The organism is Fibrella arboris (assembly GCF_041321095.1).
Classification (GTDB): Bacteria; Bacteroidota; Bacteroidia; order Cytophagales; family Spirosomataceae; genus Fibrella; species Fibrella arboris.
In genome coordinates, this window is the sequence record NZ_JBGGWE010000007.1 from 165031 (window position 1) to 179790 (window position 14760).

At 57.4% G+C, this 14760-nt stretch carries 2 protein-coding genes; both read right to left on the minus strand.

The features are described 5' to 3' along the window. Positions 1–77 precede the first annotated feature (77 nt). Entirely contained in the window at positions 78–3299 is a 3222-nt protein-coding gene (locus ACAW75_RS14295) for a cyclic nucleotide-binding domain-containing protein (protein WP_370729408.1), read from the minus strand. Between the two features lie 187 nt (positions 3300–3486). Then, positions 3487–14745, minus strand: coding sequence for an SdrD B-like domain-containing protein (locus tag ACAW75_RS14300; protein ID WP_370729409.1), 11259 nt, complete (start codon positions 14743–14745; stop codon positions 3487–3489). Between the last annotated feature and the right edge of the window lie 15 nt (positions 14746–14760).

Here is a 14760-nt window from a genome sequence, read left to right on the forward strand (position 1 = left end):
GAATCCGCTCAGAGCTAAAAATCGGCGACAATCCCTTTCAATCCGCGAAATCCGCGTACCATCCTCACCGTGTAGCGTCAGTTTTTTGCGAGGTCGTGGTTGAGTTTGCGGATGCGGCGACTCAGTAAGCGGACGATGTTGCGGAGCAGTTCGTCACGCTCTTCCATCAGGTCGTAGAAATCATCCTGATCGATACGGAATAGTAACACATCGCCGTGGGCAATAACGGTAGCCGACCGGGGTTCGGCGTCGAGCAGGGCCAGTTCGCCGAATACATCGCCTTTGCCCATTTCGGCCAGGGCCTGCTGCCCATCATAAATGCCCACTTTCCCGTCGTTGATCACGAACAGGCTGGTACCAAGCTCTCCTTTCCTGACAATCTCCTGCCCGTCGGCAAATGATACTTCCTTCATGATTGGAGCAATACTACCCAGCACATTGGCCGGTGTATCGGCAAACAGGCTTGTACTTTTCAGCAGGAAAACCCGCTCAATCGTTGAGGTCGACGCTGGTGTGGATGTATGGTGCATGGGTTGAGGAGAAGCAGTCTCGGAAGGGGAATCAAGATCATCTGCTGGCAGACAAAGAACGGTCCAGTCGGTGAAGGTGGCGGTGCCCGTCTGCCGAATATAGGACTGAATCGACGCATCGACAACCGACAGATCCACGTGCGGCCGTAACAAAGCAAGGCGGTCGGGTAGGGGTAGGGTGGTTTCAGAAAGAGCCAATAGCCCGGCATAAACAGCCCGCGGATGAGTGGCCGACGAGTGAGCCGCCGTCATATTTTCGAGCAGTTCCAGCGAATTGGCGCGTCGTTCGGCCGTTTGGTGCGTCAGGCTTTGCCGAACATTGCGGACGGTATCCCGGTCATACAGGCCCATGAGTAATAGCAGGGTCCGGTCGGTCACCACGGTCAATTCGTAGTCGAGCGCTTCGGTCAGCAGTGGAGAGAGCGCCTCCGTTTTGCCGTGGAGTAGCCGGTAGGTTAGTACCAGTTCGTCGGCAAGTAACTGGTTATACAGGTCGTTGTCGCGGTTGGTAGGTGGAAACGTATTCAGTGCATCGAGCAAAGCGCCCCGTTTTGTTGGGTCAGCGGTGGCCAACTGGTCGAGCAGCCAGGTACGTGCCGGTTCGGTTGCAATCTTCCCGGCTATAGCGGCGGTTCGTTTCAGTAATAATGGCTGGCCGGCAAGCGCAGCCATTTCTGGAAGCAGGGGTAAGGCAGCTTCGCCGAGCTGTATCAGGCTGTTCATGGCTGTTCGCCCGTACTGACGGTGTGGCAGGAAATCGACCAGTTGCTGCCGGAGCGAGGCATCGGGTTGCCAGGCCGCCACACGCAGGGCCGCCTCTACCACCGTTGAGTCAGACCCGCGCAGGCTGTCGGCTACAAACCGGGTCTGCTCCGGGAGTAACGTTGTGATGTTACCGAGCAAGGCCAGACAAGACAGGGCCGCCGCCCGCCGTTCCGGATTCGTCGACAGGGCCAGGTCGTTCAGACTCTGGTGCGCCGCCCTGTGCTGGTTAGTAGCCCGCAGATGCCCCGTTATGGCTCCTTCGCGGGCAGGCATGTCGGCGGTTGTCAGCAACAGACGAGCTACATCCAGCACGCGCGGCGCAACAAGCGACTCATTAGTGGCAACTGTGCGGGCCAGCAGTTCGGCGGCTTCATGACGCACGCTGGCATCGGGGTCGTGCTGGGCCAGATCGCCCAGCGTAGCCAGCAGCGCCGGTACGTGCAATGGATCAGCTATCGTGATCGCCCGTTGACGAACGGCCGCTTCGGGGTGGTGTAATAACGACTGGGTACGTTGCTGGAGGGAATCGGTGGGCAGGGCGTGCGCAAAATCAAGCGCGTTGAGCACATCAACCGGATTGGGACTATCCAGCGCCTGTTCAACGAAGGTGGCGGCAGTGCCCCGGAGCGTTACGTCGTCGGGGGCAATGAACCGGCGACTGAGGGCATCCTGCAATGTGTTCACATAATGCCGGTAGGTACGTTGGATAAAGACAAACAGCAGCGCACTCAGGCTAAACCCCGCCAGGAGCAGCCATTGGTAAGAAGCTTCGCCAACCGCATAGACCAGCCAGAGCGCAGCCCCAGCCAATGCAATGCCTACCGGTTCGTAGAGGCCTTTCGCCAGTGTATGCCCTTTCAGGCGTTGCTGGGGCGGCAATGGTTGAAACAAGACCAGCAACACCGGGTCGAAAATGGCTCGGCGAACGACTTCGAAGCTGATGTACAACAAGCTGAAATAAAGCAGCTGCGCCGTTTCGCTGGTCGGTCGCCAGGCAATCAGGCCATAGGCAGCGAAGCCTGCGGCGGCCAGCACCGGTAAACCTCCCAGGGTGGGCATAATACCGAACTGATCGAGTACCCGCCGTGAAAACAGGGCTTTTACAGCCATAGCCAGCAGGTACGTTGCTCCCAGCACTTTGCCCAACGCCTGCATCACATCGCCCTGATCGTGAAATTTATGCTTGACGTTGATAAAGAATTCATATTCAATGCCCGCCGCAATCATGGCCACGGGGACCAGCGTCAGGCAGACGGCCGAAATCAGATCGCTACCGCCAAACAACTGCTCGACCCAGGGGCGCGTAGTCCGCCGGTTCGACCGGACGGGGCGCGAGGTAGCTTCGATGTTGTGGAGTTGAATGGTTCGGTTGGTGATAAACAGGGCCATGCCGTAGCAGCCAAAGGCCAGTAGCAGTAGCCAGACCAGCGGTCCGTGGCCGTGAATCAGGGCCGCGAGCAGGGCGCCCAGCGCTTTGGCTGGCATATCGCCCGAACTGATCACGCCAAACAGCCGCTTGCTCTGCCGAACATCGAACACCAGCGCCGATACCGCCCAGAATTCCAGATTGGTGAGCAGATAAATGATCCGGTAGCCAACCATGATCAGAACGGCTACCGCCACAGAGTGCCCCAGTACGACAAAAGCCGTGATCACGGCCGTGAGCACAATGACCGACCAGAGCACTCTGGTGGCCAGCTGTTGCAAGGCCAGGTGATGCTCGAAATGAGCATAGATGCGGCCCACCACAGCCATGCCTATCCCCGAGGCAATATAGGCGATGGGCAGATTGGCTTCGGGATGGTTTTCAAGCAGCAGCACATTGGCCGCCACATAGACCAGCACGGTGCCAATACCCAGCAAGAAATTATGCAGGAAAAACAAACGGACAAGCTGCCCCTCTTCGGCCCGAATACCGAGCGAGCGATTGACCCGTTGCGCAGAACGAACGTTGGCAGCAAGGGTATTCGTAGAATCTGACTTCGGAGGACGTGTTTCGACCATAGAACAAAGGAAACCAAAAACCGTCAACCATCGCTGTTTTCTCTGTTTTCAGAGGCAGACTTAACGGGGCGGTAATGGGGGCCCCCATAGGCTTTATACCACCGGTTGCTACCAAAACCGTTTAACCAGAAAAGGCTAGCCTCCGCAGAGGCTAGCCTTTTCTGGTTAAACGGACAATACGAATCGCTTATCGTTTGCGCACCACTTTGATCGGTACGCAGATGACCGGGCAATTGCACAGCGCCTGCGGTATGGTTACCACCGTGTCGGCGAAACAGCCATCGGCCGTATAGACCCGGATGGTATAGACCTGCCCGGGGGCCACCGCCGGATTAGGCTGGTTCGCCACTAGCACACCACCTACGACTGCTGCCAACGATTGGTTGGTGGCGAACAACGGCGTAGTGGCCGTGAAGCTGTTGCCCCTGGTGATGTTGTAGCTAACGGCATTGGTACTGCTGCCCACCAGCGTTATTTTGGCATCGTTCGCCGGAACACCATTGACACAATTGACCGCTACTGCCACGGCGGTCAGGCTGGGCAGGGGACCGTAGGCTTCGATCACGAAGGGGCAGCAGGAACCATCGGGGCAGCTACCCGTAGTCGAGCTGGCCACGGTGTACTCGCCCAGAGCCGTCACCGACAAGGTATTGGTGGTGGCGCCGGCAATGGGCTGTCCGTCTTTGCTCCACTGGTAAGGGGCATGGCCTGGGGCTACGGCTACTGTGAACTGGAAGGCTTCATTGGCGCATACCTTGAACGGTACGGTGGTACATACCCTGGCCGTCAGGCCATCGGGGGCCGTCACGGTATTGTAGGTCAGGCCTTCTCCGTTGAGCTGCACCCTGACTGTGAGGGTCGCTGCCTGACCGGCGGTGAGCGACGCAATAGTCCAGCTACCCGCATTGCCTGTTGGCGTAAACGTACCTGTCGAGGTGGTGGCACTGCCTACGAACGTAACCGCCGTAGTGCTCAACTGGTCCGTAATGATCAGGTTGGTGCCCGTGGCATTGCCCGTGTTGGTCAGTGAAACCGTGTACGTGACGATGCCGCCTTTGGCTACCCGGTTGAGGTCAACCGTTTTCGCGATGGCATAGGCCGGTGTACCGCTCGTGCAGGAGGCTGGTGTCGTATACGTGGTGCTGGCCGTAGCTGTACCCAGTGTGGCCGTAACGAGTCTGACTGCCGGGCCGTTGCTGGTGCCTGTCAGGGAGAAACTGGCTGAAGTTTGCCCAGCTGTCACGCTGATCACGGCTACAGTATTGCCGCCATCCGTGATGGTCAGGCTACCGGCGGGGCTGCCGGTCAGCGATACGGTTCCGGTAGCTGTGTACGTGTTGGCGGCCGGCGTTCCGGTCGCTGAGTGGCAAACGGGCGTACTCACTGTCACCTGTAGGGCAACCGGCGCGATCACGGCGGCATCGACCGTCAGGACGTTACCTTTCACCGGATCGCCGGGAATGATCTCGATGATCGGTGAACGGCCCGTGGTGGGGTCGGCATCATTATCCAGTACATCACCTACACCCGGTAGTTTATAATCGGGCGAAAGCTGGCAGTCGGCGGGGAAGGTGGTCCGGTCGAACTCAACGATGTAGCGGCCTGCTTTCAGGTTGGGGAACAGGTACGCACCGCTGGCGGTAGTAACCGTGGTCGACACCAGTGAAGTCGATACCACCGTGGCACCCACCGGACTGGTCACTTCCAGGAGCCGTACCGTTACGCCGGGTACACCGGGTTCAAGGCCCGCATCGTACTTGCCGTTTCGCACCACGTCTTTCCAGACCAGCGCACCAATGCTGCCCAGAGGCGGCGGCGTACACGTAATGGGTAAGTTATTGTAGGAGATATAGGGGTCTCCACCTTCGGGCGTATACACCAGGTAGTATGGATTAGCCTGGGCCGATCCGTCCAGTAAGGCAGTCTCGGCAGCGTTGGGCTTGGTGCCCAATTGTATCCAGCCATCACTGATTCCATCCCTGTCCTGAGCCGATCCATCCAGATTGGTGGGGTTGATACTGCTGGCCGAAGGGGGGCGGCTAAGCACCGCAACACCATAGGCGTTGGGGTTGGTGTAGCTGATGGTGTAGCTGCCCGGCTTGCCGTCGGTAAAGAACTGGTAGTAGCCGTTCCGCCCGTCTTCAGTAACCGTGTAGCTGCCTGTACCTGTTACGGTTATGGTGCCCCCTTTGAGTATCTGGCCCGTTTCTACACAGTAGATGTAGCCGGTTGGGTCCCAGCGAATCCGCATCAGGCCGGCGTCGACATGGGGATTGTTGCGGGCGGTGCTGCTGACGGGCTGGCTGGTGTCGATCGTCACAACCGGCGAGAAGCCCGTCAGTGGGTCCGCATCCGAGTCACGGACGTCATTGTTGCCAACCTTTTGTTTCAGACTGATGGCGCAGTTGGTCAGGCTGGCAGGCACGGTAAACTTAACCTGGTATTGCCCTGACGCCAGCCCGGTGAAGCTATATAGCCCGCTGACACTGGTAATGGCGGTGGCTACGGGTGTGCTGTTGCGGACGTTGTTGACCACCGTAAACAGCTCGACCACAATACCGGCCACGCCAGGTTCGTAGGCGTCCTGGAGGCCGTTGTTGTTATTATCTTTCCACACATAATTACCCAGACTGCCTGTTGGGCAGGCCGCCCCCAAGGTAATGATGACGCCATTGGCGCAACCGCTGGTGTTCGCCCATACAAACCGGTAGGTTTGGTTTGGCTGTAGGCCCGATACGGTCGTTGTCAGGCTGGTCGCATTGGCAAACGTGGTGGCCGTTGGGTTACCCGGTTGGGCATACCATTGTCCCGTTAGTACCGAACTGTTGGTTTGGGCCGTCAGCGTAGCACTGGTTGGCAACACACCGTTGGTGCAGACCAGCGTTTGGTCGGCCCCGACACCAGGCTGTGGTAAGACTGTCACCGTGGCGCTGGCTGGTGGGCTGACACAACCGCCCGACTGACATACCACCGTATAGGTCGTGGTGCTGGCAGGTGTTACCAGTATCGACGGGGTAGTGGCACCCGTACTCCAGAGCGGCGTACCCGTCTGGCAACCGACCGTCAGCGTAGCCGAACTGTTGGCGCAGATCAGGGTAGATGAGGGCGCCGCCGTAACGCTTACGCTACAGACGGTCTGGCAAACAGGCCGATTGATGTCGAGCTGACGAATACAACCAGCTGCCGAGGTGGCCGTAACGGTGTACACCGCTACCGTCGACGGAGCCGTCAGGACATTGCCGCTGATCGTTACGCCAAGCTGACCCGCATTGGTTGTCAGGCTGGCGGCGTTGGTGCTGAGTAAAGCCGTATAGGACTGGTTGCCCGACAGACAGCCGATGTCTACCAAACTCAGCGCTGGTTTAGTGTTGACGATCACCGTCTTGCCGACTGGAGTAGACACGCAACCGCTGGCGTTGGTATAATGCAGCGTATACGTACCTGCATTGGCCGTTGTTGCGTTGGCCAGCGTCACCGTGGCGCTGTTTACTGTGGTGCTGGTGGGCGTGGTCCAGTAGGCTGTGGCACCCGCCGCCGGGCTGACTGAGAACGTGACACCATCGCCTTCGCACAGGGTCGAGGCGGTGAAGGGTGTCAGTGGCGTTTTGGCGTTGACGGTGATGGTCACCACTGCCGAACAGTTGCTGACCGACGTAGACGCCAACCGGAATTTATACACGCCCGGCAGGGTCAGCCCTGATACGGTAACGGGGTTTGCTGCCTGATTGATGGCCGGCGACGTACCCGCCACCAGTTGCATGACGCTCCACTGCTCACCAACGCCTGCGCTGGCAAGGGTTGTAGACGTCGTTCCTTCGCAGAGTGACTGATCTGCTCCGGGGTTGGGGGGCGTACAGGCTGTCGTACAGGCCGGGGCCGTGACGGGCAAGGCAGTAGCTACACAACCCGCCGCCGAGGTGGCCGACACGGCAAACGAGGCAACGGCATAAGGGGCGGTGATCAGATTGCCACTGATGGTTACCCCAAGCTGGCTGGCGTTAGTACTTAGGTTGCTGGCGTTGGTGCTCAGTAAAACGGTGTAGGACTGGTTGCCCGATACACAACCGCTGTTGATAACACTAAGCGTTGGTAGCGGATTTACTGTCAGGGAGTTGGTCGTTGTTGAGATACAGCCGCTGGCATTGGTATAAACCAGCGTATACGTACCTGCGTTGGCCATTGCTGCATTACCAATTGTTACGGTACCGCTGTTGATCGTAGTGCTGGCCGGTGTGATCCAGTACGCCGAAGCCCCCGCTGGTACGGTGGTGCCGAAGCCAACCGGCTGCCCAACGCAGACGGTAGCAGGTGTGAACACGAGAAGCTGTGTTTTGGCGTTGACGGTGATGGTCACCACTGCCGAACAGTTGCTGACCGACGTAGACGCCAACCGGAATTTATACACGCCCGGCAGGGTCAGCCCTGATACGGTAACGGGGTTTGCGGCCTGATTGATGGTCGGCGACGTACCCGCCACCAATTGCATGACGCTCCATTGCTCACCTGCTGCCGCACTCGCCAACGTCGTTGACGTCGTTCCTTCGCAGAGTGACTGATCTGCTCCGGGGTTGGGGGGCGTACAGGCTGTCGTACAGGCCGGGGCCGTGACGGGCAAGGCAGTAGCTACACAACCCGCCGCCGAGGTGGCCGACACGGCAAACGAGGCAACGGCATAAGGGGCGGTGATCAGATTGCCACTGATGGTTACCCCAAGCTGGCTGGCATTGGTGCTTACGGTGCTGGCGTTGGTGCTGATCTGCACCGTGTACGATTGGCTGCCCGCTACACATCCGCTACCAACCAGACTGAGCGTTGGTCTAGGATTGACCGTTACGAGCTTGGTCGTTGACGATACACAGCCTGCTTCGTTGGTGTAAGACAAGGTATACGTACCTGAATTGGCCACTACCGCGTTGGTGATACTGACCGAGCTGCTGTTTACTGTGGTGCTGGTGGGCGTGGTCCAGTAGACAGAGGCACCCACTGGCGGCGTAATCGAGAAAGTAGCTGAGCCTCCTTCACAGATCACCGTCGGCTGATAAGTCGGTAAACTTGTTGCCGGATTGACCGTGATCGTCAACGTAGTGGTAGTAGCGCACTGACCGGCCGTTGGCGTGAAGGTGTAGCTGGCCGTGGCCGTGTTAGTCAACGCTGGCGACCACGTACCTGTGATGCCGTTCAGCGAAGTCGTTGGCAGGGCCGATAACGTACCTCCCGAACAGATCGGGCTGACCGGATTGAAGGTGGGCGTTACTGGTGGGTTTACCAGCACACTCACTGTTGCCGTTGTTGAACAGGTCGGTGAGCTACTGACGGTTACCGTAAAGGTATATAACCCGCTGGTGGTCAGGTTGGTCATCGTGGCAGTGGCCGATGTATTGCCCGTTACGGTAACGCCCGCCGGGGCCGCCCAGCTGTAGGTGTAGCTACCCGCCGGGCTAACCGTGGCAAACACCGTTACGGGCTGACCACTACAAATCGTGCTGCTCGTGGCCTGGGCCGAAGCGGTCAGGCTACAGGTCTCTTTCTGAATAATAAGCGGGCAGCAGGTGCCACCACTACATCCACCATTCGAGGCGGTAAATGTGTAGGTGCCGTTCTGGTTGATAGCCAGCACATTACCTGTTGCAAAGGGGTTGCCGTCTTTGAACCACTGAACTGCCGAATACTGCGCGGGTACGGTGGCCGTGTAGGTCTGATTCCCGGTTAAAGCAACGGGTACGGTGACGCAGGCCCGGTCAAGATTGTTGGTGGGGTCGGTATCGCCGCCATCGACACTCGATAGCGAAGCGGTATTGTAGCTGATCCCTTCCCGCACAACGGTCGCATTGACGGTCAGCGTGGCACTGGCCCCGGCACTCAACGTACCTACGTTCCAGATGCCCGTACCGGCCATGTAGCCACCCTGCGAGGGTGACCCCGTTATACCACTGAAATCGGCAGCAGCAAGCAGGTCGCTGACCACCACGCTGGTGGCGGTGATGGCGGCGTTGTTGGTCGCCACGACCTGAAAACTGACCGACCCGCCCACCGTAGTTTGCTGGGCTGAGGTACGTACTTTAGTCACGGCGATGTCGACAGGTGGCTGCGTACAGGTAATCGCCGACACGCTGACCATCGCCGTGGTGAAACACGTTGGTGAACTGCTGACCGTGACCGTGAAGGTGTTAACGCCAGGCGTAGTCAGGCCGGTAATGGTTGCCGTAGCCGAGCTACCCCCCGTGATGACCGCCCCGGCTGGTCCCGCCCACGAGTAGGTATAGCTGCCCACCGGCGTAACGTTGGCAACTACGGTCACCGGCTGATTGGTGCAACTGGTGCTGCTGGTTGTCTGCGCGGTAGCCGTCAGGCTACAGATGAATTTGACCAGACCAAAATCGTAGGTATGGTTGCTTTCGCCCGGCCCGCCGGTGGTGAGTTTGATGCAGGGCCGACTGATGCCGCCTACCACATCGACTTTCGCGTCGTTGTTGATCAGCGACGTACCTGAGTTGCTCGTGCCGCTCTCGCCCGGCGTGAGCGGAGACACATCCGTCAGCGAGAGGTTGGCACTCGTCACAATGGTGCTGGTGCCGAGGCTCGTAATCACCAACCCGTAGGTGGTGTTATACGTCAGCAGCGAGGTCGATACCGCCGAGGTGGACGTACCTGCTACCACCGCTGCCGAGGAGAAGTAGTATTCCCCGGCGGCATTGGTCGTGACGCTGGCCAGAGCCGTAGTTTTAGCGGCGTTATAGAGCGTCACCACCGCACCGGGAATAGCCGGTTCGCAGGGGTCCTGGATACCATTCCGGTTATCGTCGCGCCAGACCCGGTTGCCAATCTGAATTGGAGCCGCGTCGCAGGTAATTTCCAGATCGCCCAGCCCATTGCCCTTGCCGAAGTAAGCACTGCTGCTACTGGCAATAATAGGAAACGAACCGGGGTTATTGGCACCTGTCGTCGTGCTAAAGTACTTAACACCCTGCTGGAAAATATCTGAGATGTCGTAAGCAGTAGTAATCACCTCATTCTGGCCAGGAAAGGTCACTAAACCACCAGTGGCTGTTTCATAATGCGCAGCAGCACTAACAAACCTATCGTTTGGATAGAACTCACCCGTTCTAGAGGGTCCATCATTGGCTAACAAATAGCCACTGGATGTTAATACGTCATTCGTCTTGCAGCTACCGGCGGTGCCTTCCAGCACCCATTTGCCATTTATAAAACATGCATGGAGAATGTCACCGCCCCCATTGATGTCCGACAGGGTGGTGTTGCCTACAACGGGTCTGTAGTTGTCCTGGCCCCACTGGTGAGACAGGCGGTCGGTGAAGCCCATTATCATCGACCCGTCGTCGGCGAAGGCAATGTCTGATAGAATGGGTTGCGGCCAGCCGACGCGCCCGTGGTTAGCAGGTGCGCCGATTATATCGGCGTACTGGCTAATCCAGCCTTTCCACGTACCGCCAACCTGATATTCTCGGTCATCGCAGCAGTTTTGAAGTTGTTCACGCGGGTAGGTCATCGGTACCGTCATAACGGTCGTAAAACCCGCCCCAACATTGTTGGGATCAAACTCAAGCACGTAGGCCTGTAGTTTCGATTTGTCTTGGGTAATCTCTGACGAACAGACACCACCCAGGTAGCCTTTGCCCCGGTGAAAAGCCAGTGCCCACGGACGGAAAACGCCATCGGCCCCGCAACTGGGCACGCCCGGCAGATTGTCCAGTGAATATTGATTGGTCAGTGGCGACAGTGCAGCGGCTGAGGCGCCGTTCAGCGACGTGGCGGAGCCGCTGATGTTTAGGCTGACGATAGCCCGCTGGTAGAGGTTAACCAGCCAAAGCCGGTTATTGGTCTCGTCGACATCGGCATCGCCGAAACTCATTTTGCCCACCTTTGTAAAGGCATCAATGTCGTAGTTAGGCGTCGTTTTAACCGTAGCGATATAATTAGGATCAGTAGTGGGGCTGGTAACCCGCGTCACGGTGCCAAGGTCAATAGTCGGGCCTCCGTTGGCGGGACTCACGCCCTGTAAACTGAAACTGGCTACCAATGGGGAATTAACAGCCGGATTGATGTAATCATAGACGTAAATACCCCCAGGCCCCTGAGCAGCAAACCCAACGTGCCGTTTCAGAAACGCCGACGTGAACGCTTTTCGGGTAGTGCGCTGATAGGCCACTCCCCACACCGCACCAATTTCGCCGATGGTGCCGTCGGCCCGTTTGGCACTTGTCCCATAGTCGAACGACACAAACCCTGGCTCTGTGCTGCCAGTTCCCGTTCCGTTTTCGTAACAGGGCACCATCACTTTTGGGGTGGCCTGGCAAAAATCGGACGGATAGTTTATGCCCACGCTGACGGAGCAACTACCGGGCCTGGTAAACTGAACGGTAGTGCCGTTTTGGGTACCGCGGTAGGTGGGCTGCGTTCCGGCAGGCAGGTTGGTGAACTCGACGCGGTAGTCTGTGCCGGCGGTCAATCCTGTGAAACTGTACGCGCCGTTGATGTCGGTGAGCATTCGGTCCACCTGCGTGCTGGCTCCGCTGGCATCGCAGCGGAAAATCGTGACCGTTACACCAGCCACGCCTAGATCATCTGCTTGTTTGACGCCATCGCTGCTGAAATCCTGATACACCTGACCACCCACCGTAGCCGATCCACCCACACAAGGGGTACAAACTATCGGTGTCAGCGTGTACGAAGCCAAATCAGAAACGCAGCCCGCCAGCGTAGCCCGAACCTGGTAGACCGTTGTGGTGCTGATGGCCGGTGTGGTGAAGGGGTTGGCGGTACTAACTACTGTGGCCCCACCGTTTACGTACCATTGATACGTAGCCCCTGATACACCCAGGGCCGTTAACTGCGTAGTCGTTCCCTGACAGAAAATAGCGTCGCCACCAATAGATACGACGGGACGCGGGTTAAGCACCACTACCGCTTCATCCAACGGCTTACAAAGCCCATCGGTAGCTACCAGAATGGCATAAACGTAAATAGCCTGGGCAGTTGAGCCGACGTTATCGGGCAGTTGTACATTCGGTAAGGTCAGGGTTTTCGTACCGACCACCGTCGTGGAATTGACCGTTCCCAGCACCGTACCACCCGTGTACATGGCCGTGCCGGATTGCGGACTGGTGAAATAGACAAACTGAATCCCATCGGGCGCCACGGCGTTGGTCGAAACGCTCAGGTTCATGGTGGTGTTGGCACAGACGGTGGTCGTAGCCGAGGCTGGGGCCGTGAAGGCGATAGTCGGGCAGGCAAAAAGACCGGCATCGAAGGTATGAACGTTTTGTCCGACTACACCGAGCGTCACATTGGCCACTGCCGTAGCGGAGCCGGGCGTACCGGGCGCAAAATCATTATCGATGGCATCGTTACTGCCCTGATTGGTGGGAGAAAGGGATAGTGCCGACAGGGTAGCCTGCGCGCCGTTGATGCGGAGTTGCACCGTACTGCCGGGCGTGAGCGCCGTCAGATTATAAATGGCAGACGTGGTATTGGTGCCACTGTTCGAGGAGAAATAATATTCGCCATTGGCGTTGGTCGTGGCCGTGGCGATGAGGGTTGTGCTTTTATAAAGCGTGATGACTACGTTCTGAAGGCCCGGTTCGGCGGGGTCCTGAATGCCGTTGCGGTTGTCATCGCGCCAAACCCGGTTGCCAATTTCGATGGGAGCCAGGTCGCACATCATCGTCAAATCGCCTAAGCCACTCGACTTGCCAAACGTACCGTTTGCATTGGTGTAAAGCTGTAATCCCCCCTGCGTCTGTGCGCCAGTGCTGTTGCTTAGGTAAAGAAACCCACCCGAATTATAAGCGATTGGGTCCATCGCCGTAACGGCCACTGCATTGGCTCCGGGCAGGTATTGGATGCCTCCCTGCGCTGTTTCCTGGTGGTCGGCAACATAATTTTCGCCCGTGAAAAATTCAAGCGCGGTGGTTGTCGACAGGGTTTCAATAGTCCAGTTGCTGGTCGAAACAAAAGTGGCTTTCAGAATGTCGCCCCCGATGATTGCATCTTCGTTTCGGGAATTGTCGGGTGCCCGGTTTACGATACCAATCTGGTGGCCGATTCGGTCGAAAAAACCAAGAATCATATTGCCGGCATTATCAAATTCGATATCCGACAATACAGGTGTCGGGTGCGAGACTACATAGCGCGCGGGGTTCCCGTTGTCAGCCCAGGCATTTAACTCAGCCGCGTTAAACGTATCTATCCAGGGATGCCATTTTGCTGAGTTAGTATTTGAGGCTTCGCCCCCTTGCCCAGCAACTGTGTTGTTCCAGGCCGGGTCACGCAGATAATTGAGCGGAAAACTCAGCACCGGCGTAGCCGAGAAAGTCGTGGCGACGGGGTCATAAACAAATACGTTGGCGACTAAGTCGGCCCGGTTTTTCGAGATTGAGGCATCGCAGACAGTGCCGATATAGACTTTACCTTTCCACACTTTCAGGCCAAACGGAACCATCTGTCCTTTTGTAGCATCACAACTACTAGGTATAGCTACACTACCTAGAACGTTTTTGGTGTCGATATCGACAGTATACAGCTTTTTGTCAGCCAGATTGACCACAAAGAGCGTTTGTTCGTCCTGCGAGACCCCAATCCCCCCCAGCCCGGCCCGGCCTACTTTGCCGAAAGCTTCCGTATCCAGCGACTGGCCCGTTGGCGCACCCAAGCCCCGCACGGCATCTGTTCCGATAGTACCAGCATTCGGGATCGTGATGAAGAGGGCCCCGTCTGCGGGTGAACCTACGGCGGTTTCATAAATATCGCCAAGCCCACCCTTTACCCCGACGTGCCGTTTGAGAAACGTGGCGGCATAGAGTTTTTTACGCGTTTTGCTATACGCAATGCCCCAAACCGAACCAACCTGATTTTTAACGCTTTCGGTAAACTCACCCATCGTAACCATGTTTGACCCTGACGCCAAGTAATTGACTGACACGACGGCATCGACCGCTGCTGTCGTATTATTGGCCGATCCATTGACGAAACAAGCTGTTACCAGTCGTGGGCTGGGCTGACAATACTCATCCGGCAGGTTTACTCCAAAATTGATATTGACTGTCGAAGCACCCGCCGTCACAAACCGTATGGACGTGCCGTTGCCGCCCGTTGCCGATGAGAAAGGGCCACTATACTCGCCCGTAGCGATACCCGTAAACTCCAGTCGTACGGGAGTGGTGTTGGGAATCTGAGTCGCCGAAAAACTATAGGAGCCAGCCGTAGTGCTAATGGCCGTAGCGGTAGTAGCGTTAAAGTAGGCCGTGACTGTCAGGCTCGATACACCGGTTTCGTTGGCGTTATCTTTAATACCGTTGCCGTTATAGTCCCGGAAAACCGTACCCGATACCTGCGCCTGCGCATCGGAAACCGAGCATACCATACCTATCGCGACCAGGATGCCTCCCAACCAGCGAATGACAGAAGAAAGAAGTAACGATCTTTTCATGGTGCTTGTAACGAA

Bases quoted from the DNA above. Each gene is read 5' to 3' on its own strand.
- ACAW75_RS14295 (WP_370729408.1), bottom strand. From the start codon at position 3,299: ATGGTCGAAACACGTCCTCCGAAGTCAGATTCTACGAATACCCTTGCT.
- ACAW75_RS14300 (WP_370729409.1), bottom strand. From the start codon at position 14,745: ATGAAAAGATCGTTACTTCTTTCTTCTGTCATTCGCTGGTTGGGAGGC.